Source organism: Paracoccus sp. MA, from assembly GCF_020990385.1.
Lineage (GTDB): Bacteria > Pseudomonadota > Alphaproteobacteria > Rhodobacterales > Rhodobacteraceae > Paracoccus.
This window is the reverse complement of record NZ_CP087597.1, coordinates 1,105,445-1,126,844: the sequence shown is the minus strand read 5'-3', so window position 1 is coordinate 1,126,844 and position 21,400 is coordinate 1,105,445. Positions and strand designations below refer to the sequence as shown.

Sequence of the window (21,400 nt, the reverse complement as noted above, 5' to 3'; positions counted from 1 at the left end):
ATCATGGCTTCTGCCAAACATAACGACGCGCCTGCGGGTTTCAACCGCCGCGCCCTCCTGAAACTGGCCCCTGTGGCTCTGGCCGCTGGCGCTGTTCCGGTGGCTGCGGTCGCGTCCGAGGAAACCCCGGTGATGAAGCTGTTCCGGGAATGGGAGACAATGATGCGGATCGAGAACAACAGCTTGGACCTGGACGATGACGCATTCGACGCGCTCGTAAGCAAGCGCAACGACCATGAGGCAGTGATGATGCGGGAGCCGTGCCAGACCGCGACCGACTGGATCATCAAGGTTGCGGTCTGGACCGATTACGGCGGCTTCAACATTCAAGATCGCGGGGAGAACCCGCAACTCTGGGCCGAAGCCCGCGCGCTGGTGGCGGCATGAAGTGGTTCGGAAAGAGGCAAGAGGCTGCCCCGGTGCCGCGCACCATCGTCACCTATAAGAACGGCCATGATCTGACGATCATCGGTGATCCAGCCGGTGCATTCAATATCCTCCTTGATCATGCAAGGGATCACGGCATGCAGGGGTGGCGCCGCGTGGGCGCGGCCATAATCAACATGTCCGAGGTTCAGCAGGTCTTTTACGTCGAAGCCTGAACCCACTGAAATCACTACCAACTAGCCCCGCTTCGGTGGGGCTTTTTTGCATGAGGCCCGCATGGCAATCCTGTCCTTCAATCCCAATCGCGCAATCGACCTGTCCGGCTTCACTGTGCCCGGCGCGCTTGCGACGTTCTACGACAGCGGCACCAGTCAGGAGCGGATCGTCTACAGCGACCCGGACTGCACGCTGCCGCACCCCTCGCCCTTGGCCGCTGACGGGGCGGGGGTGTTCCCGGCGGTCTACGACACGGGCAACGGCGACGTGAAGGTAGAGGTGAGAACCCCCGATGGCGTCATGCTGGCCGGCTATCCCATGGACCCGGCGATGATCGTGGATTCCGACCAGATCGGCGCGGCTGCGATCCAGTTCGATCCGACCGATGATATCCCGGAAACCAACGTTCAGGAGGCCATTGAGCGCGTGCAGGCCAACATGATCCAGCCGCTGCTGGACTACGGCCTTGGCGTGACGGGCAATGCCCCGCTGCTGGCGGACATCGACGGCACTGGCATCGCTTCCGGCATCTATCGCTTCGGCACCGAGACGGCTGGGACGTTCCCGCCGGGCATCACGGCCGGCCTTGGCGGCATCGTGCGCGTCTGGAGGGAAAACTCCGGTTCGGCCATCATGATCCTTGTCGATCCTCCGGGCCGGCGGCATTGGGTGCGCTCCTTCGGCTCCGGCTCGTGGAACGGCTGGACCTACATGATGCAGTCCACAGACACGGCGGATAATGCGATCTGGGCCGCCGGTTCGTCCACGACGCCATACACAGCCACCCCTGCGGGTGTTCGGGCTGGTGTGGCGGCCCTTGCCATCGGCATGGGGCAGACATGGACGGCCGTAGGCAGGAACGTCGGGCAATCCTACCAGAACACCACTGGACGCCCGATCATGGTCAGCATCGATTACGAGGGCGGAAACAACGACCACGTTCAGGTTTCGGCAAACGGCTCGTCCTGGGTGACATTGTCGTGGCGAGACAGCGTAGTCAACTTCGTCGTCCCTCCGGGCCATTACTACCGGCTGACCAGCGGGCAGTTGGCCTATTGGGTGGAGCTTCGCTGATGCGCGCCCCGGTCCAGATTCCCCCGCTGAACCTCTGGCCCGACCGGGACACGGTGCAATCGTGGCGCTATCTCGAAGCGCAGACCCCGGTCGATTTCACGCAGACGCTGAACGGCGTCGGTTATTCCGGAGAAATCCTGATCCTGCGCTGCGGATCCGTCCTGTGGCAGGCCGCGCTGTCCCTTGATGCGGACGGCTATATCACCGTCACGGTCCCCCAGACCATCGGCCAGACGCTGCGCAGCCCGCGCCGTGTGGACGCAACCTATCAGATCAACATCAACTCTCCGATCCCCGAAATGTCTGTCGTCTGGATCGGCCCCGTCTCCGTCTATGAGGTGCATTCATGAGCGCGATCAACCGGACCATCGTCGTCAGTGAGGACAGCCGCTATCTGACGCAGCGGGTAACAGACCTTCTCGAAGCCATGGAAGGGCAGATGCAGATCGGCCCGAGCCGCGTGACCTTCAATCACGTGGTGCGCCTGACACCGGGAACTGCGCCGGTTTCTCCGCTGAACGGGGATATCTACTACGACGAGGCAACGCACAAGTTGAGGCTCCGAGCCAACGGCGCTTGGGTCGATCTGAACTGAGGTCCGAGCAATGAACGATCCCGACGCACACGGCCTTCTTGGCCTGATCCAGTCCGGTTGGACGCAGATCATGGCTATTGTCGGCATCATCTGGTGGAGCCGGAAAATCGACCTGCGCACCAAAGACCACGCCGACCGGCTGGACCGGCACGAGGCACGACTGCGCGGCATCGAGCAAAACCAGCAAGCGCAGGCGATCCTGCAAGCCCGGATCGAGGAAGCCCTGAACGGCATCAAGCTGACGCTGGACCGGCTCTATTCGGCCATCAACAGGAGAGAGTGACATGAACCGCTGGTGGGCCGCATCTCTGCTCATCAACCGCGCCCTGTGCGGCAGCGCGTCGGAGCCGCTGTGCTCGCGCGTCTACCGCCAGCCGCCCAGCCGGTGGCGCGCGGTGTTCATGTTCTGCGCGGATATCGCATTCGGCGAGTATCGGCATTGCGAGAAGATCCACCGCCGCTGGAAGGCGCTGACCGACTGACCGACCAGAAACTGGACGCATCCGCCCCGCTTTGCCGGGGCTTTTTCTTTGCGAGGACGACATGAAAACGAACTTCGACCGCTGTCTGGCGGAAGTGCTGCGCCACGAAGGCGGTTACGTGAACGATCCGCACGATCCTGGCGGCGAGACCAACATGGGCATCAGCAAGCGCTCATATCCGCAGGAGGACATCAAGGGCATGACCCGAGCGCGGGCCGCGGAAATCTACCGGCGCGACTACTGGAACCCGGTGCGCGGCGACGACCTGCCCGCCGGCATGGATCTGGTGGCCTTCGACGCCGCAGTGAATTCGGGCGTGTCGCGCGGCGCAAAATGGCTGCAAACCGCTCTTGGCGTGTCGGCTGATGGCAAGATCGGCCCGCAGACCATCGCAGCGGCGAAAGAAGCGCACCCCGAGGCGGTGATCGACCGCGCTGTCAGTGCGCGCTTGGCGTGGCTGCGCACGCTCAAGACGTGGAGCCGCTTCGGCAAGGGCTGGACCAGCCGCGTGGAGAGCGTGCGTGAGGTGGCGACCGCCATGGCGAAGGCTGTCCCGGTCCATGAGCCTGCCTTCAGCGCCGGGGTGGACGCGGTTCTCAAGCCGTCCGGCTTTATCGCGGCGCTGCTGGCGCTGCTGCAATCCATCTTCAAAGGGAGATAACCACCATGTTCGCACTCATCATCCGAGTGATCTTCTACGCCGTTGCAGGGGCTACCGCCTGGACCGGCGCAATCACCATGACCGGCCCGGACAACGCCTGCCTCAACATCCCTGCGCTGGCCGAGGCCATCAGCGGCGGCGTAGGTCTCGCAGCCGGCGGGGGTCTGGCGGTCGGCACGTTCGTGTGGTCGCGGATCGCCAAGCGGCTTGGCGGAGTGACCTGACGCCAACTGCCAGATTCCGATGCAGATTTTCGGCTTGTTCCCGGGTTGTTCTTGATTGGAAATCTGACCGATGCTAGACAGAAATATGCCTCGGCGGTGCTGAAACACCCCGAGGCCGATGCCGGTTTAAAGCGCGACACTCCCGGCATGGACATTGTGTATCACATCCTGTGATCACAAATCCACCCCAAAAATCGCGTTCACGGTTTGCCGCCTTCCCGTGCCAAAGGCGGATACGATCCGGGGCTTACCCCATCCCGGCAGGAACCGGCTCCTTCTAGGCCTGCCAGAAGCGCGACACTAAATCCCACCGGCCTCGTCCGGGGACCGCACCGGAGCAAGGCTGCAAAGGGCGGGGCAGGAGCGAAGCCTGCGGGGAAGCGGCTGGGCCACGATACGGTCATCGCGTAGATACGGATCGGGCAGGAAGGGCCTTCCCCTGTATAGCGGGGGGAAGGTAGCGGGGGCCGGCTATTGCCTAACGCCATGTCACCCCTGACGCCGGGCGCGGTGGGCTCGCAACGCATTGTCCCGCATTTCGCAGTCGATATTTTGCAGGCCGTCCATGCCCGCCAGGGTATCCGCCAGCGCGTCCGCATGCGCCCTCTCGTCGGATAGGGCGGCGGTCAGCCTCTCCACCTCGGCGCGGAGGCGGGAGAGTTCGGTTTCATGCGCCCGCACCGAGTGGATGATGTGATCGGCGTAGGGGCCAACCGCGTCCCGCCGACGATCAATCCAGTCTGCAAGATTCAGCACGACCTCGCCATTGACCTTGCCGTCATAGTCGTCACTCATCGCGCGTTCTCCGGGGGCTGGGGGATATCGCCGATGAGTTCACCATCCTGGTCCTTCGCCAGCTTTACCCCGTCCGCATAGACCGCATACCGATCCCCGGCATGGTAGGCTCCATACCAAGCCATGATCTTGGGGACTGATATCGGGTCGCAGTGGATCGTCACCTTCTTCGGCGTGGCGTCCGAGTTCACAAATTCCAGCATGATCATTCGGCTCTCTCCTTCTGGTCGCGGGGGTGGGTCAATGGATCGCTCCGGCAAGTATCCAGCCGAGGCAGGTGAGGCAGAAACACACGATGAACAGGTCGCGGATGATCAGCTCGTTTCGCTCCTCCATGCGGCGCCTGCTCTCGCGCCAGTCGGCCATGATCAGGTCAATTCGGCGCGGGGATTGCTCCAAATCCTCAAGGAGCTTGATCAGCACCAAGGCAGCTTCCCGGCTGATGGTGATCTGGCCTCCGAGCGCCAGGCCGACGCGGATTCGCTCCGATAGTCGCAGATCGCTCATGGCGTCATTCCTCTGTGGTGGGGCGTGGAACGGAACGCGCACGGAACATGAATGTTGAGAGCCATGTTGAGAGCGCCCCTTGCGCCAATTGCGGATTGTGGTCTAAACCGCACGCAGGCAACGGTTTGCCCGAGTGGCGGAATGGTAGACGCAGCGGATTCAAAATCCGCCGCCGCAAGGCATGTCGGTTCGAGTCCGACCTCGGGTACCAGTTTTCGCAAGAAATCGATATTTCCGCAGATTCGTCGTGGATCCGCCGGCGACGCAGCGCGCCGGCCTGCACCGCTTGAAACGCCCGGTTCGCCACGACGACCCGACAAATGGCAGTGGTGGAGGCCGGGCGCAGAAAAGCAGGCCCAAGCAGGTCAACCAGCCTTGGCAGGTTGGTCGAGGCGCGATGCCACGCAGCGGCCGGGGGCGCAGGATAGGCGCATGATCCTGCTAGGCTCGGCTGCGCGTGTTCCGGCACCGGCAACCTTGACACGGCGGACGGTCGACCACTGCAAGGGGCAGAGGGCTACAGGGCGGAAGCATACGAAAAAGGCGCTTGGCGGTCGTCGGACCGGCCAGGCGCCTTTGGAATCATGGTGGGCGATAACGGATTTGAACCGCTGACATCTTCGATGTGAACGAAGCGCTCTACCGCTGAGCTAATCGCCCGATGCGCGCTAGATAGCCGCTGCCGGCACGGGCCGCAAGAGGCTTCGGGCGAAAAATCACGCCTCGCCCGAAGCGCGGCGGCGCAGGCGCAGCGTGATGACCTCGCCGCCCGAACTGTCGCATCGCCGGCTGATCCGGGCGCGGCCAAGCGGCGGCAGAGCCAGCGTCATGCCCGAGGCGATGGCCTCGCCCAGCTCGGCCAGCGTCGCCTCGACGACCGTCTTGACCTCGCTGCTGCGCAGGCCGGTCCGGCGCGCCACCTGGGCCAGCAACTGCCGCTTTTGCAGGACCTTCGCCGCCTCCGGGTCGGCGAATCCTTCTCTTTCCGGTTTTCCCTCCGATCTTGCCATGAGCGAACTCCTTTCTGCTGGAGCCCCGGTCAAGAAAAAACCGCGCGGGAAGGCCCGCGCGGTTCCGGTTTCAGTGGGCGACCGCCGCGCCGCCACTGCCCTGTTCCCGGGTGGCGGCAAGGCGGTTGGCCTCGGCCGCCTCCTCGGCGGCCTCATCCCATTCCACGGGCTCGGGCATCCGCACCAGCGCGTGCTGCAGCACCTCGCGCACATGGCTGACCGGGATGATCTTCAGCCCTTCCTTCACATTGGCCGGGATCTCGGCCAGGTCCTTCTCGTTATCGGCCGGGATCAGCACCGTCTTGATGCCGCCGCGCAGCGCCGCCAGCAGCTTTTCCTTAAGCCCGCCGATGGCCAGGACGTTGCCGCGCAAGGTGACCTCGCCGGTCATGGCGACGTCCTTGCGGACCGGGATCTGCGTCAGCACCGAGACGATCGAGGTGACCATGGCGATACCCGCCGAGGGACCGTCCTTGGGCGTCGCGCCTTCCGGGACGTGGACATGGATGTCCACCGTCTCGAATTTCGGCGGCTTGACCCCCAGTTCGGGGCTGATCGAGCGGACGAAGGAGGATGCGGCGTCGATCGATTCCTTCATCACCTCGCCCAGTTTCCCGGTCGTCTTCATGCGGCCCTTGCCGGGCAGCTTCAGCGCCTCGATCTGCAGCAGGTCGCCGCCGACCTGCGTCCAAGCCAAGCCCGTCACCACGCCGATCTGATCGTCCTTTTCGGCCAGGCCATAGCGATGGCGGCGCACGCCCAGGTATTCCTCGGCCTTCTCGGGCGTCACCTCGACCGACTTGACCTTGCCCTTCAGGATCTCGGTCACCGCCTTGCGGGCCAGCTTGGCGATCTCGCGTTCCAGCGACCGCACGCCCGCCTCGCGGGTGTAGTAGCGGATCACATGGGTCAGCGCCTCGTCGGTCACCGAGAATTCGCCCTTGCGCAACCCGTTCGCCTTGATCTGCTTGGGCAGCAGGTGCTGGCGCGCGATCTCGCGCTTTTCGTCCTCGGTATAGCCGGCCAGCGGGATGATCTCCATCCGGTCGAGCAGGGGGCCCGGCATGTTGTAGCTGTTGGCCGTGGTCACGAACATCACGTTGGACAGGTCGTATTCCACCTCAAGATAGTGGTCCACGAAAGTCGCGTTCTGTTCCGGGTCCAGCACCTCGAGCATGGCCGAGGCCGGGTCGCCGCGGAAATCCTGGCCCATCTTGTCGATCTCGTCGAGCAGGATGAGCGGATTCGTGGTCTTGGCCTTCTTCAGCGCCTGGATGATCTTGCCGGGCATCGAGCCGATATAGGTCCGGCGGTGGCCGCGGATCTCGGATTCGTCGCGCACCCCGCCAAGGCTGATGCGGATGAACTCGCGCCCCGTGGCGCGCGCCACCGAACGGCCCAGCGAGGTCTTGCCGACGCCCGGAGGGCCGACGAGGCACAGGATCGGCCCCTTCAGCTTGGTCGAACGGTTCTGCACCGCCAGGTATTCGACGATCCGCTCCTTGACCTTTTCCAGACCGTAATGGTCGGCGTCCAGCACCCCCTCGGCCTTGCCGAGATCCTTGCGGATGCGCGACTTGACGCCCCAGGGCAGCGACAGCAGCCAGTCGAGATAGTTGCGGCTGACCGTGGCCTCGGCCGACATCGGCGACATCGACTTCAGCTTCTTCAGCTCGGCCTCGGCCTTTTCGCGGGCCTCCTTGCTGAACTTGGTCGCGGCGATCTTCTCTTCCAGCTCGGTGATCTCGTTCGAGCCGTCCTCGCCATCGCCCAGCTCCTTCTGAATGGCCTTCATCTGCTCATTCAGGTAATATTCGCGCTGGGTCTTCTCCATCTGCGTCTTGACGCGGGACTTGATCTTCTTCTCGACCTGCAGCACCGACATCTCGCCCTGCATCAGGCCATAGACCTTCTCCAGCCGCTCGGCGGTCACCAGAGTCTCAAGCAGTTCCTGTTTCTTGTCCAGCGCGATGCCCAGATGGCCGCTGACCAGATCGGCCAGGCGGGCGGAATCGCGGGCCTCGGCCACGGCCGAGACGACCTCCTCGGGGATGTTCTTGCGCACCTTGACGTAACGCTCGAACTCCTCGGCGACGGCGCGGGTCAGCGCGGTCAGCGTGTCCTGATCCCCGGGTTCCTCGGCCAGGGTTTCGCAACCCGCCTCGAAATAGGCGTCGTTCGGCACGAAATGGGTGATGCGCACGCGCTCGCGGCCCTCGACCAGCACCTTCACGGTGCCGTCGGGCAACTTCAGCAACTGCAGCACATTGGCCAGCACGCCGGTGCGGAAGATCCCCTCGGCGGCGGGCTCGTCCACCGCGGCATCCTTCTGCGCCGCGAGAAGGATCGGGCGGTCCTGTTCCATCACGGCCTCGAGCGCCCGCACCGATTTCTCGCGCCCGACGAACAGCGGCACGATCATGTGCGGAAACACCACGATGTCCCGCAAGGGCAGGACCGGATGGGTGGTTTGGGCGAATTCGTTCATGGAATCAGTCCTTTCTCGCCAAGAGGCGCAACCCCTAAGGCAGGCAGTCTGCGCCCCCTGCTGGCTGACAAGATAGGAAGCCGCCGCAGGAGGTTCAATGGGCGATTGGTTCGCATTTTGTTCCTGAACTGCGACGGGCCCGGCATGGCAAAGGCCCCGGCGCGGACCGGGGGCCTGGCGGTCTTCCGACCTGGGCGGGATCGGCTCAGACCCTGTCGCGGAAGAAGCTGTCGATCTGCTCGTCGGCCTGTTCCTTGGTCCAGCCGTATTTCTCCTGCAGCTTGCCGACCAGCCTGTCCTTCTTGCCGTCGACCTCGGTCAGCTCGTCATCGGTCAGGTCGCCCCATTTCTCTTTCACGCTGCCCTTGAGCTGGTTCCATTTGCCTTCGACGATATCCCAATTCATCGCGCGCTCCTTTCGCTGGATGGCGTTTGCGGTATGGGAATTGAACACATGTTTCCGCGCAAGGTTCCCGAGCGGGCGCGCAAAAGCCGGGGCCGGATCAGTCCCGACCGGCCTGCAGCGCCATCAGCCCCGCCAGATGCGCCTGATCCAGAAAGGGAAAATGCCCCGCGAGCTGGGCGCGGAAATCCGCCTCGGCCATGGCCGTCACGCCGCTGCCCGGCGTGGGGGCGACGATGCGCGAATCGTGACCCTGGAATTTCAGCTGCAGCGAACCGAAGGGCCCGTGATCGACTAGGGCCGGAAATCGCCGCATCAAGGCGTAATGACCGAAGGCGAAGATGCTGCGCCCGGGCTGGGACAGGCGCGCGGCGGCGCCCGCGGCGTGAAAGGGCCGGACGAATTCGCAATATTGCGGCGCCGCGCCGGCGTAATGCGCCACCAGCAGCGCCCGGGGCAGGGAAAAGGCGAAGGGGCCATAGTCCCGCATCGCCCGGGCAGCGCGGGCGAGATGCGCGATGTAATCGGCGCAGAGGCAATCGTCGTCGTCCAGCCGGAACTGCACCGCCGGCCCGTCGCCCTGCGCCAGCCCGGTCAGCAGCGGCGCCAGGGCGCTGCCCACGTCCCCCGCCTCGGAAAAGACCAGCCGGACCTGCGGCACCGTCGCGCAGAGCGCCCGCAGGCGCTCCTGCCAGGGCCGGGGCATGGCGGCCGAGCTCAGCACGACGAAGCGGAAATCCGGCTCGGTCTGCGCCCGCAGCGGGGCCAGCGTCAGCCGCTCGAAGCTCTGGAAGCGAAAGCGCAGCCGGGCATCGTCATAAAGCAGGTCGCGGCTGCGGCGCATGGCTTCGGCCTCTTCCTCCGAACCGGGCCGGGTGCGGAGATAGGCGCTCCAGTCCCCGCGGCCCAGAAAGGAAAAGCGGCAGATGCCGACGATCGGCGCGACCATGAAACCCCCTGCGGACGGCGGCATCCGGCGCCGCCTTCGGGTGATCCCCGATCGGTGCGCGAAATGCAATCGCTGCTTGCAGAGGCTGCGCGCCCGGCATTGATCAATCCAGCCGCGATGAAGGAGCGGCTTTCGCGCAATGCGTGCATTATCCGGATATGCATATGGAACAGGCGACAAAACAGGCAGTGGGAAAATGGTTTCCCCAAGGGCATCGGCGGAAAAGTGCCGCTGCCTGATCGAAACAATCGACAAGCTCAGGGGGGAATGCCAGATTTGATTTAACGAAGCGACCGGGTGAGGACCGTGCCCACGTCTCACCCGGTCTCGCCGTACCTGTAAAAGAGGAAATCGTTCAACGGCTAGGGGTACCCTGCATTGAAAGCCGTGAATCGAGAACCTGCCTTTTTGGTGAGGTCGGTTCAAATTCTTGCCCGGCCGCAGCAATTGCGGCGAGGATTTAATTAACCTCCGGTTGCATTTTTCTTATTCAAGTTGAAACAGCCCGTTCAAATTCACCTCTGGAACGAGGCCGGCCCTTGTTGCTATGAGCGGATGCCAAGGGGATTCGCTGTTCGGGGGCAGGCCATGGCGCAGAATGGGCCGGGGGACGACCAGGGCGGGGGCAGGGAAGCTGCCTCCGCCCGCGCCGCCCGGCGTGCGGCCGAACGCGCCGCCCGCCAAGCTGCCAACCGCGCCGAGCGCCAGGCCCGCCGCGCCGCCCGACAGGCCGAACGCGCCGGCCGCCGCGGCGCCGACGCCGAAGAGGACCGGGCGGAAGCCGGCGGGCTGTCCGGGGGGCAGCACCATCCGCCCCCGGCCGCTGCAACCCGGCCCTTCAACATCCTGCTGGTCGGGCAGGGCATGCGCCTGGGCGGCCAGGCGGCGCTGTTCGCCGCCAGCCTGCGCCGCAATGCCCACGGCTGGCGCGGCCGGCTGATCGTCGCCGAGCCCCAGCCCGAGGGCGCCTGGAGCGGGGCGCAGACCCGGATGCCCGAGGCGGCGCGCGCAGCCCTGGCCGCATTCGGCGCCGAGATCCTGCCCTTCACCGCCACGCATTTCGGCGCCGGCTATCCCTATGGCAACAAGATCGAGGCGCTGGCCCTGCTGCCGCCCGGCGAGCCCTTCGTGTTTTTCGACAGCGACACGCTGGTCACCGGGCCGCTGGAGCGGCTGAGCCTGGATTTCGCGCGCCCCTCGGCCTCGATGCGGCGCAGCGCGACCTGGCCCGAGCCGCCGCCCTACGGGCCCGGCTATGGCGCCATCTGGAAATCGCTCTACGACCGCTTCGGGCTGGATTACGAAAGCTCGCTCGACCGCAGCCAGCCGGACGAGCATTGGGAGCGTTACCTCTATTTCAACGCCGGCTGGTTCTTCGGTGCCGATCCGCAGGAATTCGGCCGCCGCTTTCTCGACTGGGCGCTGGCGATCCGCGACGACCCGGGCGAGGCCCTGGCCTGCCAGAGCCTGGATCCCTGGCTGGATCAGGTCGCGCTGCCGCTGGTGATCCATTCTCTGGGCGGTGGCCGCCCGGGACCGGAACTGGCCGGGCTGGACGGCTGGGCGACCTGCCATTACCGCAACCTGTCGCTGCTCTATGCCCGCGAATCCGATGCTGTGGTGGCGCTGATCGAGGAACTGGCGGCCGATCCGCGCATCGCGCCGCTGCTGGCGGATGACGAGGCCGCCCGCCACCTGATCGCGGAGGGCGCCGGGCGCAGCCGGATCCGCCCGCTCTTTGCCGGCGAAGACCCGCCGCCCACCGAAAAGGCGATGCGCCAGCGGTTGCGCCGCGCCGGGCTGTGGTTCCGCTGAGGCAGCCTGCCGGCTGCCCCGCAGGGGGCCGCTCGGGCGCACCCTGCCAAGGGGCCGGGGTCGGCTAGTCCCGGGCCAGCACCGCATCGCAGCGGGCGCAGGTGCCCGGGTGGCCGTGGCTGCCGACATCGGGCAGGATCTTCCAGCAACGCTGGCATTTCTCGCCCTCGGCGGTCTCGAAGACCACGCCGATGCCCGGCACCTCGGACAGCCGGAATGCCTCGCCCGGGGCCGGATCGGGGGTCAGGCTCAGCCCGGAGGTGATGCAGATATCGGCGAAATCCACCGATTTCAGCGCCCTGAGCTCCTCGGCATCCTCGACATGCACCACCGGCGCGGCCTCGAGGCTGGCGCCGATCACCTTGTCGCTGCGCTTGATCTCCAGCGCGGCGGTGACGACGCGGCGGACGCGGCGGATGGTTTCCCATTTCCGGGCCAGCGCCTCGTCCAGCCATTCGGCCGGGGTGGCGGGGAAGTCCTGCAGATGCACCGAGCCGTCCTCGGAAGGGAAGCGCGCCAGCCAGACATCCTCCATGGTGAAGGGCAGGACCGGCGCCAGCCAGGTCACCAGCCGGTGGAACAGCAGGTCCAGCACCGTCCGCGCCGCCCGCCGCCGCAGCGCGTCGGGGGCATCGCAATAGAGCGCATCCTTGCGGATGTCGAAATAGAAGGCCGAAAGGTCCACCGTGGCGAACTGGAACACGGCCTGGAACACGCCCTGGAAATCGTAGCTGTCATAGCCGCGGCGCAGCTGCCCGTCGATCTGCGCCAGCCGGTGCAGCACCCATCGCTCCAGCTCGGGCATTTCCTCGACGCCGATGCGCTCGGCCTCGGTGAAACCGTCCAGGTTGCCCAGGACGAAGCGCAGCGTGTTGCGCAGCCGGCGATAGCTGTCGGCCGTGCCCTTGAGGATCTCCTTGCCGATGCGCAGGTCCGCCGTGTAGTCGGACTGCGCCACCCAGAGCCGCAGGATGTCGGCGCCGTATTCCTTGATCACATCGGCCGGCGCCACGGTATTGCCCAGCGACTTGGACATCTTCATGCCCTTTTCGTCCAGGGTGAAGCCATGGGTCAGCACGCCCCGATAGGGCGCCCGGCCCTTGGTGGCGCAGGCCTGCAGAAGCGAGCTGTGGAACCAGCCGCGATGCTGGTCGGTGCCCTCCAGATAGAGGTCGGCGATCCCGTCGGGGCTGCCGTCGGCGCGGTCGCGGATCACGAAGGCATGGGTCGAGCCGGAATCGAACCAGACGTCCAGCACGTCCATGACCTGCTCGTAAGCCTCGGGATCGGCCAGGCCCTCCAGCATCCGCGCCTTGAAATCGGCGTGATACCAGACATCGGCACCGTCCTTCTCGAAGGCCGCGATGATGCGGTCGTTGACGCGCTGGTCGCGCAGCAGGAATTCCGGATCGGTGGGCCTGGCGCCCTTCTTCACGAAACAGGTCAGCGGCACGCCCCAGGCGCGCTGGCGCGACAGCACCCAGTCCGGCCGGTTCTCGACCATGGAATACAGCCGGTTGCGCCCAGTCTGCGGCGTCCAGCGCACCAGCTTGTCGATCGAGGTCAGCGCCCGCCGGCGGATGGTGTCGCCATATTCGCCCATGCCGTCGTCCAGCACCTTGTCGATGGCGGCGAACCATTGCGGGGTGTTGCGATAGATCAGCGGCGCCTTCGAGCGCCAGCTATGCGGATAGGAATGCTTGATCCTGCCCTTGGCCAGCAGCGTGCCCGCCCAGGCCAGCTGCTTGATGACGCTGACATTGGCCGGGCCTTCCTTGCCGTCCGGCGCGATGATCGCCTGGCCGCCGAACAGCGGCAGGTCGGCGCGATAGGCGCCGTCCGGCTCGACGTTGTAGGTCATCGGCAGCCCGTATTTCAGGCCAAGCTGATAGTCGTCGTCGCCATGGCTCGGCGCGGTATGCACGAAGCCGGTGCCGGCGTCGTCGGTGACGTGATCGCCGGGCAGCATCGGCACGTCGTAATCCCATTCGCCGGCGCCGCCCTCGACGCCGCGCAGCGGATGCGACAGCACCAGCCCCTCCAGATCGGCGGCCGTCACGTCGCGAAGCCGCTGCCAGTCCTCGATCCGGGCGGCCTGGCGCACGCTTTCGGCCAGCGCATCGGCCAGCACCAGCAGCTCGCCGCTTTTCGCCGTCGCGTTCTCGGCCACCGCGCCCACGCGATAAAGCCCGTAGGCGATGGCCGGATGATAGGCCACGGCGCGGTTCTGCGGGATGGTCCAGGGCGTGGTGGTCCAGATCACCACGCTGGCGGGTTTCTCCGTTGCCCAGATACCCTGCGAGGATTCCACCGGGAAGCGCACCCAGATGGTGTGGCTGGTATGGTCGTGATACTCGACCTCGGCCTCGGCCAGGGCGGTCTTCTCGACCGGCGACCACATGACCGGCTTCGAACCCTGATAGAGCGAGCCGTTCATCAGCAGCTTCATGAACTCGGCCGCGATCACCGCCTCGGCATGGTAGTCCATCGTCAGATAGGGATCGTCCCATTTTCCGGTGACGCCCAGCCGCTTGAACTCCTCGCGCTGGATGCCGATCCAGTGCTCGGCAAAGCGGCGGCATTCCTGGCGGAACTCGACCACGTCGACGGCATCCTTGTCCTTGCCGGCGCCGCGGTATTTCTCTTCGATCTTCCATTCGATCGGCAGGCCGTGGCAGTCCCAGCCCGGCACATAGCGCGCATCGCGGCCCATCATTTGCTGGCTGCGGGTGATGAAGTCCTTCAGCACCTTGTTCAGCGCGTGGCCGATATGCAGGTTGCCGTTCGCATAGGGCGGGCCGTCATGCAGGATGAAGGGCGTCCGCCCCCGGGCACGCTCGCGCAGCCGGTCGTAGATGCCGATGCGCTCCCAGCGGGCCAGCCAGTCCGGCTCGCGCTGCGGCAGGCCGGCGCGCATCGGGAAATCGGTCTGGGGCAGGAAGACGGTGTCGCGGTAATCGGGCGCGGCTTGGGTTTCGGCGGTCGTGTCGCTCATCTGGCGGGAATCCTTCGGTGGCTGGGCAGGCATGCATGACCCGGCGGCGAGGACATCCTACGCCGCCGGGCGAATAATTCGAAAAATTCCGGCCCTGCTGAACATGCGCGGGTTATAGGAAACCGCCCGGACCCCTGCAAGCGCGGCTTGCACCCGCGCCGCGCCTCGGGGAGCTAGCGGCGATGAGCTACAGGATCGCCATCGCGGGCGCCGGGATCGGCGGCCTCGCCGCTGCCACGCTGCTGGCCTGCGAGGGCCACGAGGTCGCCCTGTTCGAGCGTTTCGCCGCGCCGCGCCCCTTCGGCTCGGGCCTGGTGATCCCGCCCGTGGGGCTGGCCGTCCCGGACCGCATCGGCGCGGGCGAGGAGGCGCGTCGCCTCTCCAGCCCGATCGCCCGGATGCACCGGCACGAGGTGCGGGGACGCCAGGTGCTGGATGTCTCCTATCCGGCGACCGCGCCGGGCCGCGGCATCCACCGGGCTGGCATGTGCGCATCTACCAGGCGATGAGCGCGGCCTTCACCCCGATGTATCAGTCGGGCAGCCGCAGCCTGCCCTGGCTGCGCGACTTGGTGCTTGCCCCGCTCTCGACCCTGCCGCTGCTGCGGGGCGGGCTGACGCATCTGGTCGCGGGCACCATGATCCCGCCGCTTTCCGGGACGCGCGATCCGTGACGGGCTTGCAGGACCGGCCCCGGGGGTCCATATCCGCGCCATGATCCCGCCCCGTTTCGACGTCACCCCCGAACAGATCGACCGCGTCGTCGCCACCTTCTACGCCGCGGTCCGTCGGCACGAGGTGCTGGGCCCGGTCTTCGCCGCCCATGTCGCGGACTGGCCCGAGCACGAGGCCAAGATCGCCCGCTTCTGGCGCAACGCCATCCTCTACGAGCGCGGCTATGACGGCAATCCGATGCAGGTGCATATGCGCGCCGGCGACGTGAAGGCCCAGCACTTCGCGCCCTGGCTCATGCTCTTCGACGAGACCCTGCGCCGGACGCTGCCGCCCGAGACGGCGCGGGCCTGGTCGGCGCTCGCGCATCGCATCGGCGCCGGGCTGCGCATGGGGGTCGAGGACCTGCGCGAGCGGCGCCCCGGCCCGCCGGTCTTGCGCTGAGCCGCGCGCGGGTGTAAACAAAACGGGAACATCCGAAGGGATTCCCATGAAGATCGACTATCTCGAATTCTCCTCGCCCGACCTGCCGGCCACGAAAGCCTTCTTCAGGGAAGCCTTTGGCTGGCGCTTCAACGATTACGGCCCCGACTATCAGGAGATGGCCGATGCTGGCCTGTCGGGCGGCATCGCCGCCGGCCCTCTGGCGCCGCCGCTGGTGATCCTCAAGGCCGACGACCTGGAAGCCGCGCTGGCACACGTGACCGAGGCGGGGGCGACGATCACCCGGCCGATCTTCGGCTTCCCCGGCGGCCGCCGTTTCCAGTTCCGCGAGCCGGGCGGCACCGAAATGGCGGTCTGGTCCGAAGGCTAGCGTCGCGGCGGCCGCGCCTTGTAGGCCGGCAGCCGCCAGCCAAAGCTCATGCTGCCCGCGCGCAGCAGCAGCACCATGGCGGCGCAGCCGATCAGCGCCCAGCCGCGGCCGGTCCCCAGCGCCAGCAACAGCAGCGCCGTCACTGCCCCGCCAAAGGCGGCGGTGACGTAAAGCTCGCCCTGCTTCAGCACCAAGGGCACCTCGTTGCCGACCACGTCGCGCATCAGCCCGCCGAATGTGCCGGTCATCACCCCCATCAGCACGGTCACGACGGGGCTGACCCCGGCCTCCAGCGCCACGCCCACACCGGCGGGCACCGCCACGGCCAGGGCAAAGGCATCCAGCCACAGGATGGCGCGATAGCGGCTTTCCAGCCGATGCGCGGTAAAGAACACCACGATCGCCGCGCCGGCGGTCAGCAGCAAAAGCTCCGGCCGGCCGACCCAGAACACCGGCGCCCGGCCCAGCACCAGGTCGCGCAGGGTGCCGCCGCCGATCCCGGTCAGCGTGGCGAAGAAGATGAAGCCCACGACATCAAGCTGCCCGCGGCTGGCGACCAGCGCCCCGGTCAAGGCAAAGACCAGCACGCTGGCATAATCCAGCAGCGGGATCAGCGCCTCAAAGCTCACCCCGAGACCTTCGCCGGCTTGAAGGGCGCCATTCCCGCCCGCGCCAGCGCGTCGGCGCGTTCGTTCTCGGGATGGCCGGCATGGCCCTTGATCCATTCCCAGCGCACCTTGTGGCGGGCCTGCGCGGCGTCCAGCCGCTGCCACAGCTCGGCATTCTTCACCGGCTTGCGGTCGGCGGTGCGCCAGCCGTTCTTCTTCCAGCCGTGGATCCATTGCGTCACGCCGTTCTTCACATAGGCGCTGTCGGTGACGACGGTGATCTCGCTCGGCCGGGTCAGCGCCTCCAGGGCCGAGATCGCCGCCATCAGTTCCATGCGGTTGTTGGTGGTCTCGGCCTCGCCGCCGGACAGCTCGCGCTCCTTCAGCACCGTCTCGCCCTCCAGGGCGCGCATCAGCACCCCCCAGCCGCCGGGGCCGGGATTGCCGCTGCAGGCGCCGTCGGTCCAGGCGAAGAGCGCGCTCATGCCTCCAGCCCCTTGTAGCCGGGCAGGGCGGCGATCCGGTCGAGCCAGCGCCCGATGCCGGGGAAACGCGCCATGTCGAAGCCGCCCAGGCTGCCCGCCGTATGGGTATAGCCGTAAAGGCAGATATCGGCGAGGCTGACGGTATCCCCCACCAGCCAGTCATGCCCGGCCAGCCGGTCCTCCATCACCTGCAGCAGCGCATGGCCGCGCTCAAGCAGCTCCGCCATGCGCTCGGGCGTCGCCTGCGCACGGCGATGCGGATAGGTCCGCAGGGCCGCCCGCACGGCGACGACGCCCTCGTGCTGGTTCTGCTCCCAGAACATCCAGCCCAGCATGGCGGCGCGCCCGAAGGCATCCTTCGGCACGAAGCGCGTGCCCTCGCCCAGCCAGCACAGGATCGCGTTCGATTCCGGCAACAGCCGGCCGTCATCCAGTTCCAGCACCGGCGCCTTGCCGAAGGGCAGCCGCCCCTCGGCCTTGGCGCGTTCCAGCGCCTCGGTCTGGTATTCCACGTCCAGGATCTCGCAATCGCGGCCCAGCAGCGCCAGCAGCAGCCGCACCTTGTAGCTGTTGCCCGAGGACGGCATAGACCACAGTTTCATCCCGCAACCCTTCTTTCTTGTCCAAATATCCTGGGGGAGCCCCGCAGGGGCGGGGGCAAAGCCCCCACGGGCGAGTGCTCAGGCCTCGCGCAGGACCCGCGGCACCTTGAACTCGACATTCTCCCGCGCCGTCTCGACCATCTCGACGGTCAGGTCGTAGCGTTCCCGGAAGGCCGCGACCACCTCGTCGACCAGCACCTCGGGGGCCGAGGCGCCGGCGGTCACTCCCACCGCCCGCGCGCCCGCGATGGCGCGCCAGTCGATCTGGTCGGCGCGCATCACCAGCTGCGAATAGGCGCAGCCGGCGGCGCTGCCGACCTCGACCAGCCGGCGCGAGTTCGAGCTGTTCGGCGCCCCGATCACCAGCAGCGCGTCGATCCGCCCGGCGATGGCCTTGACCGAGGCCTGGCGGTTGGTCGTCGCATAGCAGATGTCCTCCTTGGCCGGGCCGACGATGTCCGGAAACCGCGCCTGCAAGGCGGCGACGATGGCGGCGGTGTCATCGACCGACAGCGTGGTCTGGGTGATGAAGGCCAGCCGCGAGGGATCGCGCGGCGCGATTTTCGCCACGTCCTCGACCGTCTCGACCAGCAGCACCTCGCCCTCGGGCAATTGTCCCATGGTGCCCAGCACCTCGGGGTGGCCGGCATGGCCGATCATCACCATCTGCAAGCCCTCGGCATGGTGGCGCTCGGCCTCGACATGCACCTTGCTGACCAGCGGGCAGGTGGCATCGACAAAGACCATCTCGCGCCGCCGCGCCTCGGCCGGCACGGCCTTGGGCACGCCATGGGCCGAGAAGATCACCGGCCGGTCGTCGGGGCACTCGTCCAGTTCCTCGACGAAGACCGCGCCCTTGTCGCGCAGGCTGTCCACGACGAATTTGTTGTGCACGATCTCGTGGCGGACATAGACCGGCGCGCCCCATTTCTGCAGCGCCATCTCGACGATCTTGATGGCGCGGTCCACGCCGGCGCAGAAGCCGCGCGGCGCGGCCAGGTAAAGGGTCAGGGGCGGTTTCTTGTCCATGGGCTTCACCTAACCCCGGCCGGGGCCTGCCGCAAGGGATCAGGCGCCCTCGAAACTGGTCAGGGCATGGACCTCGTGGCCCAGCCCTTCCAGCAGCGTCCGCCCGCCCAGCTCGGGCAGCTCGATCACGAAGGCGCAGCCCACGACCTCGGCCCCCAGCCGCTCGCAAAGCGAGATGCCGGCCGCGGCGGTGCCGCCGGTGGCCAGAAGATCGTCGACGATCAGCACCCGCTCGCCGGGCTTCAGGGCGTCGTCATGGATCTCCATCACCGCCTCGCCATATTCCAGCGCATAGGCCTGGCTGATGACGGCGCCGGGCAGCTTGCCCTTCTTGCGGATCGGCACGAAGCCCACGGAGAGCTGATGCGCCACCGCGCCGCCCAGGATGAAGCCGCGCGCCTCCAGCCCGACGACCTTGTCGATATCCTCGCCGGCATAGGCGGCCAGAAGCTGGTCCACCGCCATGCGAAAGCCGCGCGCATCGGCGAACAGCGTGGTCACGTCGCGAAACAGGATGCCCTCATGCGGGAAATCGACGATGGTGCGGATATAGTCGCGCACCGTGCGGCTGTCGCGGCGGCGCTTTTCCGGCCGGTTCTCCATCAGGGGCGCTCCATCTCGAAGGTCTCGGTGGTGATGGTGTAGTCCTTGTAGCCCATGCGCGACAGCCAGCCGGTGCCGTGCAGGTCGAAGCGGCCGTCCTTCAGGCAATCCTCGCGCAGGTGGATGCCGGTGACCACGCCCAGCACCATGTAATTCGCTTCGCCCGCCAGCCGCAGGATGCGCGTCGCACGGCATTCCAGCGCCGCGGCGGCCCCGGCGACACGCGGGCAGTCGATGCTTTCGCATTCCGCGGCCTCGATGCCGGCCGCCTCGAATTCGTTCACCCCGGCCGGGAAGGCGGCCGAGCTGGCATTGACCTGATCCTTCAGCGGCCCGTCGGCGATGTTGACGCAGAACACCCGCGACTGCGCGATCTGCGCCACGCTGTCCTTGGTGCCCTGCCGGTCCGGCTTGGCCGAGGTCGATGCGAACATGACCTGCGGCGGCACATAGGCGGTCAGGTTGAAGAAGGAATAGGGCGCCAGGTTGTCGCCCTGCCGGCCGCGGGTCGAGATCCAGCCGATGGGCCGCGGCGCCACGATGGCGTTCAAAGGGTTGTGCGGCAGCCCGTGGCCGTCCTGGGGTCGGTAGAACATGGCTGCCCTCGCTGTTCCCTGGGTGATGCGGGCCCCAGAAGTGACCCCATGCACGCGGCGCGTCAAGCCTCGCCGTTCTCGCCGGACCTGCCGCGGGGATTTTGCATCTTGTGATCCCGCAGGCGGTTTTCGTCGCCGCGGCTGCATGTTACGCGGTCCCTGCGCCGCGCCAAGACCCACCCGAATCCCGACCCCATCAGCGGAGGCAGGATGTACGAACTTTGCCCCGAGACCCCCGCCGACACGCCCGAGGTCGAGGCCCTGCTGGACCTGTGCTTCGCGCCGGGGCGCACGGCGCTGTCCTCCTACCGGCTGCGCGACGGGGTGGCGCCGGTCCGCGCGCTTTGCCTGATGCTGCGCGACGATTTCGGCGCGCTGATGGGGGCGATCCGCTACTGGCCGGTGCGCGTCGGCGGCCGGCCGGTGCTGCTGCTCGGCCCGGTGGCGGTGCATCCGACGACGCAGGGCGAGGGGCTGGGCGGGCTTCTGATGCGCGAAAGCCTGACGCGGGCGGCCGAAATGGGCTGGCAGCGGGTGATGCTGGTCGGTGATCTGCCCTATTATCAACGCTTTGGCTTCTGGAAGCTCGAGGACGTCGAGATGCCGCCGCCCACCAATCCCGACCGGGTGCTGGGGATCGAACTGATCCCCGGCGCCTGGGACGGCGTCACCGGGCAGGTCGAGCGCGAAACCGGCGAAGCCGCCGGTCTGCACGAGATGCGCCGCGACCCGCCCGAGGATCGCGGCGGCACCGGGGGCGTGCCGCCGGTTCACTCGGGATAGACGAAAGCCTCGGGGTGGTTGGCCAGGCTGCCGGTCAGCGCCGCGTAAAGGATGGTGCGGCCGTCGATGGTCTCGGGTCCGCCGGCCATGCCCAGCCAGGTCAGCAGCTCGGCCCCCTCGCCGTCGCGCACCGAAAGCACGCCATAGGCCGCGCCGCCATCGGGCGCGTAAAGCACCGCCATCTGGTTTTCCGCGCAATCATGCTGCTGGCAGGCGGTCATCGCCAGGTATTCCTTGCCGCCGAAGCCGACCTTCTGGCCGGGCGTCACCACCGCGCCCTCGCGCAGCCAGCCGGGCAGCTGATGCCCCTCGGCCATCTTCTCGACGGCCGCGGTCAGCGCCTCGTCCTTGCCCAGGTCGGCCAGCGTCAGCCCGCCCTCCTGCGCGGCCTCGGGCGCCGCCGGTTCCGCGGGCTGCCCGGCGGCATCCTGCGCCGTCGCGGCCTGTCCCAGGGCCAGCGCGGCGGTTACGGTCAGCATCGGGATCATGCGGCGGATGGTCATTTCCGGTCTTCCTTGTCCTTGTCCCACCGACGGAGGCCGCCAAGGCGGCACCGGTGCGGCGGGTATGGGTTCTGCGGTCGGAACCCGCCGGGCGGCTTGCGGGTT

Annotated in this window: 31 protein-coding genes and 2 tRNA genes; 17 read left to right on the top strand and 16 right to left on the bottom strand. The window is 67.0% G+C overall.

Annotated elements, in window-relative coordinates; all coding sequences use genetic code 11:
- Positions 1-3 precede the first annotated feature (3 nt).
- From LOS78_RS05600 to LOS78_RS05560, 9 genes are all read left to right on the top strand, one after another.
- Positions 4-387: a hypothetical protein gene (locus LOS78_RS05600; RefSeq protein ID WP_230376026.1), complete on the top strand. Its 384-nt coding sequence runs from the start codon at positions 4-6 to the stop codon at positions 385-387.
- Between the two features lie 32 nt (positions 388-419).
- A complete protein-coding gene (locus LOS78_RS05595) occupies positions 420-602 on the top strand; it encodes a hypothetical protein (RefSeq protein WP_230376025.1) in 183 nt (60 codons plus the stop codon).
- Positions 603-663: 61 nt separating this feature from the next.
- On the top strand, positions 664-1,677 hold the full coding sequence (locus tag LOS78_RS05590; protein ID WP_230376024.1) for a hypothetical protein: 1,014 nt from the start codon (positions 664-666) through the stop codon (positions 1,675-1,677).
- Positions 1,677-2,027, top strand: a complete 351-nt coding sequence (locus LOS78_RS05585) for a hypothetical protein (protein ID WP_230376023.1) — start codon at positions 1,677-1,679, stop codon at positions 2,025-2,027. The genes LOS78_RS05590 and LOS78_RS05585 overlap by 1 nt, the downstream gene beginning before the upstream one ends.
- Positions 2,024-2,272: a hypothetical protein gene (locus LOS78_RS05580; protein ID WP_230376021.1), complete on the top strand. Its 249-nt coding sequence runs from the start codon at positions 2,024-2,026 to the stop codon at positions 2,270-2,272. The genes LOS78_RS05585 and LOS78_RS05580 overlap by 4 nt, the downstream gene beginning before the upstream one ends.
- A 10-nt stretch (positions 2,273-2,282) precedes the next feature.
- Positions 2,283-2,555, top strand: coding sequence for a hypothetical protein (locus LOS78_RS05575; protein ID WP_230376020.1), 273 nt, complete (start codon positions 2,283-2,285; stop codon positions 2,553-2,555).
- A gap of 1 nt (position 2,556) precedes the next feature.
- Positions 2,557-2,754 carry a hypothetical protein gene (locus tag LOS78_RS05570; protein ID WP_230376019.1) on the top strand — a complete coding sequence of 66 codons (198 nt, stop codon included), beginning with the start codon at positions 2,557-2,559 and terminating at the stop codon, positions 2,752-2,754.
- Positions 2,755-2,815: 61 nt separating this feature from the next.
- A complete protein-coding gene (locus tag LOS78_RS05565; protein WP_230376018.1) occupies positions 2,816-3,415 on the top strand; it encodes a glycoside hydrolase family 108 protein in 600 nt (199 codons plus the stop codon).
- Between the two features lie 5 nt (positions 3,416-3,420).
- Positions 3,421-3,639: a hypothetical protein gene (locus LOS78_RS05560; RefSeq protein WP_230376017.1), complete on the top strand. Its 219-nt coding sequence runs from the start codon at positions 3,421-3,423 to the stop codon at positions 3,637-3,639.
- Between the two features lie 489 nt (positions 3,640-4,128).
- On the opposite strand, the gene LOS78_RS05555 is transcribed toward LOS78_RS05560, so the two are convergent.
- The 3 genes from LOS78_RS05555 to LOS78_RS05545 are packed head-to-tail and all read right to left on the bottom strand — an operon-like array spanning position 4,129 to position 4,941.
- Positions 4,129-4,434, bottom strand: a complete 306-nt coding sequence (locus tag LOS78_RS05555) for a hypothetical protein (RefSeq protein ID WP_230376016.1) — start codon at positions 4,432-4,434, stop codon at positions 4,129-4,131.
- Positions 4,431-4,643, bottom strand: coding sequence for a hypothetical protein (locus tag LOS78_RS05550; RefSeq protein WP_230376015.1), 213 nt, complete (start codon positions 4,641-4,643; stop codon positions 4,431-4,433). The genes LOS78_RS05555 and LOS78_RS05550 overlap by 4 nt, the downstream gene beginning before the upstream one ends.
- Positions 4,644-4,674: 31 nt before the next feature.
- Positions 4,675-4,941, bottom strand: a complete 267-nt coding sequence (locus tag LOS78_RS05545) for a hypothetical protein (protein WP_230376014.1) — start codon at positions 4,939-4,941, stop codon at positions 4,675-4,677.
- 127 nt (positions 4,942-5,068) lie between these two features.
- Here LOS78_RS05545 and LOS78_RS05540 point away from each other — a divergent pair.
- A tRNA-Leu gene (locus LOS78_RS05540) sits at positions 5,069-5,152 on the top strand.
- Between the two features lie 374 nt (positions 5,153-5,526).
- On the opposite strand, the gene LOS78_RS05535 is transcribed toward LOS78_RS05540, so the two are convergent.
- From LOS78_RS05535 to LOS78_RS05515, 5 genes are all read right to left on the bottom strand, one after another.
- Positions 5,527-5,601: transfer RNA gene (locus LOS78_RS05535), tRNA-Val, on the bottom strand.
- Between the two features lie 56 nt (positions 5,602-5,657).
- The gene (locus LOS78_RS05530; RefSeq protein ID WP_028711358.1) at positions 5,658-5,951 is read right to left on the bottom strand and encodes an HU family DNA-binding protein; all 294 of its coding nucleotides are present in this window, start codon (positions 5,949-5,951) and stop codon (positions 5,658-5,660) included.
- Between the two features lie 70 nt (positions 5,952-6,021).
- The gene (gene lon, locus LOS78_RS05525) at positions 6,022-8,439 is read right to left on the bottom strand and encodes an endopeptidase La (RefSeq protein WP_230376012.1); all 2,418 of its coding nucleotides are present in this window, start codon (positions 8,437-8,439) and stop codon (positions 6,022-6,024) included.
- Positions 8,440-8,644: 205 nt separating this feature from the next.
- Positions 8,645-8,845, bottom strand: coding sequence for a CsbD family protein (locus LOS78_RS05520; RefSeq protein WP_028711356.1), 201 nt, complete (start codon positions 8,843-8,845; stop codon positions 8,645-8,647).
- Between the two features lie 97 nt (positions 8,846-8,942).
- The gene (locus LOS78_RS05515; RefSeq protein ID WP_230376010.1) at positions 8,943-9,791 is read right to left on the bottom strand and encodes a glycosyltransferase; all 849 of its coding nucleotides are present in this window, start codon (positions 9,789-9,791) and stop codon (positions 8,943-8,945) included.
- A 63-nt stretch (positions 9,792-9,854) separates the two neighbouring features.
- On the opposite strand from LOS78_RS05515, the gene LOS78_RS05510 reads away from it, so the two are divergent.
- Together LOS78_RS05510 and LOS78_RS05505 are read left to right on the top strand one after the other, a co-directional pair.
- The gene (locus LOS78_RS05510; protein ID WP_156933628.1) at positions 9,855-10,076 is read left to right on the top strand and encodes a hypothetical protein; all 222 of its coding nucleotides are present in this window, start codon (positions 9,855-9,857) and stop codon (positions 10,074-10,076) included.
- 303 nt (positions 10,077-10,379) lie between these two features.
- Complete coding sequence (locus LOS78_RS05505; RefSeq protein WP_230376009.1) at positions 10,380-11,606, top strand: hypothetical protein; 1,227 nt, start codon at positions 10,380-10,382, stop codon at positions 11,604-11,606.
- Positions 11,607-11,670: 64 nt separating this feature from the next.
- Here the strand turns inward: LOS78_RS05505 and ileS are convergent, their stop codons facing one another.
- Entirely contained in the window at positions 11,671-14,601 is a 2,931-nt protein-coding gene (gene ileS / locus LOS78_RS05500; RefSeq protein WP_230376008.1) for an isoleucine--tRNA ligase, read from the bottom strand.
- A 182-nt stretch (positions 14,602-14,783) separates the two neighbouring features.
- Between ileS and LOS78_RS05495 the strand changes: the two genes are divergently transcribed.
- The 4 genes from LOS78_RS05495 to LOS78_RS05480 are packed head-to-tail and all read left to right on the top strand — an operon-like array spanning position 14,784 to position 16,086.
- Entirely contained in the window at positions 14,784-15,110 is a 327-nt protein-coding gene (locus LOS78_RS05495) for an FAD-dependent monooxygenase (RefSeq protein ID WP_230376006.1), read from the top strand.
- Positions 15,089-15,274, top strand: a complete 186-nt coding sequence (locus tag LOS78_RS05490) for a hypothetical protein (RefSeq protein ID WP_230376002.1) — start codon at positions 15,089-15,091, stop codon at positions 15,272-15,274. The genes LOS78_RS05495 and LOS78_RS05490 overlap by 22 nt, the downstream gene beginning before the upstream one ends.
- A gap of 40 nt (positions 15,275-15,314) precedes the next feature.
- Entirely contained in the window at positions 15,315-15,716 is a 402-nt protein-coding gene (locus LOS78_RS05485; protein WP_230376001.1) for a group III truncated hemoglobin, read from the top strand.
- Between the two features lie 46 nt (positions 15,717-15,762).
- Positions 15,763-16,086 (top strand): VOC family protein, encoded by a 324-nt coding sequence (locus LOS78_RS05480; RefSeq protein ID WP_230376000.1) that lies wholly within the window; start codon positions 15,763-15,765, stop codon positions 16,084-16,086.
- Here the strand turns inward: LOS78_RS05480 and LOS78_RS05475 are convergent.
- The 6 genes from LOS78_RS05475 to LOS78_RS05450 form a co-directional block, all read right to left on the bottom strand.
- A complete protein-coding gene (locus LOS78_RS05475; RefSeq protein WP_230375998.1) occupies positions 16,083-16,715 on the bottom strand; it encodes a trimeric intracellular cation channel family protein in 633 nt (210 codons plus the stop codon). The genes LOS78_RS05480 and LOS78_RS05475 overlap by 4 nt on opposite strands.
- Positions 16,712-17,179 (bottom strand): ribonuclease HI, encoded by a 468-nt coding sequence (gene rnhA / locus LOS78_RS05470; RefSeq protein ID WP_028711349.1) that lies wholly within the window; start codon positions 17,177-17,179, stop codon positions 16,712-16,714. The genes LOS78_RS05475 and rnhA overlap by 4 nt, the downstream gene beginning before the upstream one ends.
- The gene (locus LOS78_RS05465; RefSeq protein ID WP_230375996.1) at positions 17,176-17,781 is read right to left on the bottom strand and encodes a glutathione S-transferase family protein; all 606 of its coding nucleotides are present in this window, start codon (positions 17,779-17,781) and stop codon (positions 17,176-17,178) included. The genes rnhA and LOS78_RS05465 overlap by 4 nt, the downstream gene beginning before the upstream one ends.
- 78 nt (positions 17,782-17,859) lie before the next feature.
- The gene (ispH, locus tag LOS78_RS05460) at positions 17,860-18,810 is read right to left on the bottom strand and encodes a 4-hydroxy-3-methylbut-2-enyl diphosphate reductase (protein WP_230375993.1); all 951 of its coding nucleotides are present in this window, start codon (positions 18,808-18,810) and stop codon (positions 17,860-17,862) included.
- A gap of 39 nt (positions 18,811-18,849) precedes the next feature.
- The gene (locus tag LOS78_RS05455; RefSeq protein WP_051476385.1) at positions 18,850-19,413 is read right to left on the bottom strand and encodes an adenine phosphoribosyltransferase; all 564 of its coding nucleotides are present in this window, start codon (positions 19,411-19,413) and stop codon (positions 18,850-18,852) included.
- Entirely contained in the window at positions 19,413-20,009 is a 597-nt protein-coding gene (locus LOS78_RS05450; RefSeq protein WP_028711345.1) for a flavin reductase family protein, read from the bottom strand. Before LOS78_RS05450 ends, LOS78_RS05455 begins: the two co-directional genes overlap by 1 nt.
- Positions 20,010-20,219: 210 nt before the next feature.
- Between LOS78_RS05450 and LOS78_RS05445 the strand changes: the two genes are divergently transcribed.
- Positions 20,220-20,792 (top strand): GNAT family N-acetyltransferase, encoded by a 573-nt coding sequence (locus LOS78_RS05445; RefSeq protein ID WP_230375991.1) that lies wholly within the window; start codon positions 20,220-20,222, stop codon positions 20,790-20,792.
- On the opposite strand, the gene LOS78_RS05440 is transcribed toward LOS78_RS05445, so the two are convergent.
- Positions 20,780-21,295: an Ivy family c-type lysozyme inhibitor gene (locus LOS78_RS05440; RefSeq protein WP_028711344.1), complete on the bottom strand. Its 516-nt coding sequence runs from the start codon at positions 21,293-21,295 to the stop codon at positions 20,780-20,782. The two genes, LOS78_RS05445 and LOS78_RS05440, sit on opposite strands and share 13 nt — an antisense overlap.
- Positions 21,296-21,400: the final 105 nt, after the last annotated feature.

Bases quoted from the DNA above. Each gene is read 5' to 3' on its own strand.
- LOS78_RS05600 (WP_230376026.1), top strand. From the start codon at position 4: ATGGCTTCTGCCAAACATAACGACGCGCCTGCGGGTTTCAACCGCCGC.
- LOS78_RS05590 (WP_230376024.1), top strand. From the start codon at position 664: ATGGCAATCCTGTCCTTCAATCCCAATCGCGCAATCGACCTGTCCGGC.
- LOS78_RS05585 (WP_230376023.1), top strand. From the start codon at position 1,677: ATGCGCGCCCCGGTCCAGATTCCCCCGCTGAACCTCTGGCCCGACCGG.
- LOS78_RS05580 (WP_230376021.1), top strand. From the start codon at position 2,024: ATGAGCGCGATCAACCGGACCATCGTCGTCAGTGAGGACAGCCGCTAT.
- LOS78_RS05575 (WP_230376020.1), top strand. From the start codon at position 2,283: ATGAACGATCCCGACGCACACGGCCTTCTTGGCCTGATCCAGTCCGGT.
- LOS78_RS05570 (WP_230376019.1), top strand. From the start codon at position 2,557: ATGAACCGCTGGTGGGCCGCATCTCTGCTCATCAACCGCGCCCTGTGC.
- LOS78_RS05565 (WP_230376018.1), top strand. From the start codon at position 2,816: ATGAAAACGAACTTCGACCGCTGTCTGGCGGAAGTGCTGCGCCACGAA.
- LOS78_RS05560 (WP_230376017.1), top strand. From the start codon at position 3,421: ATGTTCGCACTCATCATCCGAGTGATCTTCTACGCCGTTGCAGGGGCT.
- LOS78_RS05555 (WP_230376016.1), bottom strand. From the start codon at position 4,434: ATGAGTGACGACTATGACGGCAAGGTCAATGGCGAGGTCGTGCTGAAT.
- LOS78_RS05550 (WP_230376015.1), bottom strand. From the start codon at position 4,643: ATGATCATGCTGGAATTTGTGAACTCGGACGCCACGCCGAAGAAGGTG.
- LOS78_RS05545 (WP_230376014.1), bottom strand. From the start codon at position 4,941: ATGAGCGATCTGCGACTATCGGAGCGAATCCGCGTCGGCCTGGCGCTC.
- LOS78_RS05530 (WP_028711358.1), bottom strand. From the start codon at position 5,951: ATGGCAAGATCGGAGGGAAAACCGGAAAGAGAAGGATTCGCCGACCCG.
- lon (WP_230376012.1), bottom strand. From the start codon at position 8,439: ATGAACGAATTCGCCCAAACCACCCATCCGGTCCTGCCCTTGCGGGAC.
- LOS78_RS05520 (WP_028711356.1), bottom strand. From the start codon at position 8,845: ATGAATTGGGATATCGTCGAAGGCAAATGGAACCAGCTCAAGGGCAGC.
- LOS78_RS05515 (WP_230376010.1), bottom strand. From the start codon at position 9,791: ATGGTCGCGCCGATCGTCGGCATCTGCCGCTTTTCCTTTCTGGGCCGC.
- LOS78_RS05510 (WP_156933628.1), top strand. From the start codon at position 9,855: ATGCAATCGCTGCTTGCAGAGGCTGCGCGCCCGGCATTGATCAATCCA.
- LOS78_RS05505 (WP_230376009.1), top strand. From the start codon at position 10,380: ATGGCGCAGAATGGGCCGGGGGACGACCAGGGCGGGGGCAGGGAAGCT.
- ileS (WP_230376008.1), bottom strand. From the start codon at position 14,601: ATGAGCGACACGACCGCCGAAACCCAAGCCGCGCCCGATTACCGCGAC.
- LOS78_RS05495 (WP_230376006.1), top strand. From the start codon at position 14,784: ATGAGCTACAGGATCGCCATCGCGGGCGCCGGGATCGGCGGCCTCGCC.
- LOS78_RS05485 (WP_230376001.1), top strand. From the start codon at position 15,315: ATGATCCCGCCCCGTTTCGACGTCACCCCCGAACAGATCGACCGCGTC.
- LOS78_RS05480 (WP_230376000.1), top strand. From the start codon at position 15,763: ATGAAGATCGACTATCTCGAATTCTCCTCGCCCGACCTGCCGGCCACG.
- rnhA (WP_028711349.1), bottom strand. From the start codon at position 17,179: ATGAGCGCGCTCTTCGCCTGGACCGACGGCGCCTGCAGCGGCAATCCC.
- LOS78_RS05465 (WP_230375996.1), bottom strand. From the start codon at position 17,781: ATGAAACTGTGGTCTATGCCGTCCTCGGGCAACAGCTACAAGGTGCGG.
- ispH (WP_230375993.1), bottom strand. From the start codon at position 18,810: ATGGACAAGAAACCGCCCCTGACCCTTTACCTGGCCGCGCCGCGCGGC.
- LOS78_RS05455 (WP_051476385.1), bottom strand. From the start codon at position 19,413: ATGGAGAACCGGCCGGAAAAGCGCCGCCGCGACAGCCGCACGGTGCGC.
- LOS78_RS05450 (WP_028711345.1), bottom strand. From the start codon at position 20,009: ATGTTCTACCGACCCCAGGACGGCCACGGGCTGCCGCACAACCCTTTG.
- LOS78_RS05445 (WP_230375991.1), top strand. From the start codon at position 20,220: ATGTACGAACTTTGCCCCGAGACCCCCGCCGACACGCCCGAGGTCGAG.
- LOS78_RS05440 (WP_028711344.1), bottom strand. From the start codon at position 21,295: ATGACCATCCGCCGCATGATCCCGATGCTGACCGTAACCGCCGCGCTG.